The sequence below is a fragment of the Ammoniphilus soli genome (genome assembly GCF_040813775.1).
Genome location: NZ_JBEGDL010000151.1, coordinates 1 through 849, shown reverse-complemented (window position 1 = coordinate 849; position 849 = coordinate 1). Strand labels below are relative to the sequence as shown.

General features: G+C 35.9%; 1 protein-coding gene. It reads right to left on the bottom strand.

Annotated features, from left to right (window positions below):
• Positions 1–199: 199 nt before the first annotated feature.
• A complete protein-coding gene (locus ABLT31_RS38800) occupies positions 200–820 on the bottom strand; it encodes an NAD(P)-dependent oxidoreductase (RefSeq protein ID WP_367761055.1) in 621 nt (206 codons plus the stop codon).
• Positions 821–849: the final 29 nt, after the last annotated feature.

Here is an 849-nt window from a genome sequence, read left to right as displayed (position 1 = left end):
AGGGAGTTTAGTAAAAAAAGAGATGTTAATTTTTACAACATCTCCTTTACTTATAATTCCTTGTGATTTTTAGACTCTAATTCATAATTTAGATATAACAGAAAGGGAGCTTTAGTTGAAGAGCGGAGATTGTTGCCGCATTTCATTTTCTTTTTCAACAAACGAGTTAATCCAATTTGAAAGTAGTATAAGAATATTATTAGTAGGCGATACCTACACGTGATTTTATATAATCGCTTGTTTTTATCTGTCTAAATGTAAATTCTGCTGTATCCGGTACGGATATTTCAACTCCACCCTCCGGCAAAAAATTTCGGTCTATTCGATATTTGCCTACCCTTTCTCCATCCGGCAAGTACGTAGGACAGACAATCGTCCATTCGAGGGTTGATTGTTTGAGCATATCGTAAACTTTATGATGTTCTTTCGCTGCACGGGTTGACTTACGCTTTGATTCACTTGATTGATAACGCAGAGAATCTGGCGTGGTTCTACTTTGCAGGATACCTGCAGTTCCTATAGTTATTATTCGTTTTATACCTTCGTTTTCCATTGCTTCGATAATAAGTGGCATACTTTCTGATAGAGTGGTTGTGCCATCAGTATTTAGTGCACTAATAACTACATCAATCCCATGCATTGCACGTACGATATCATCTTTATTTAAAACATTCCCTTGAATAATGGTTAACTTTTCATTATTTATTTGAATCTTCTCTGGAGTGCGAACTAATACAGTAACATGATGTCTGTCATGCAGGGCATAAGTAACGATTTGACTTCCAACTCGTCCAGTTGCACCTAAAAGTAAAATATTCATAAGAACGAGCCTCCTTTTGCAAATACTAA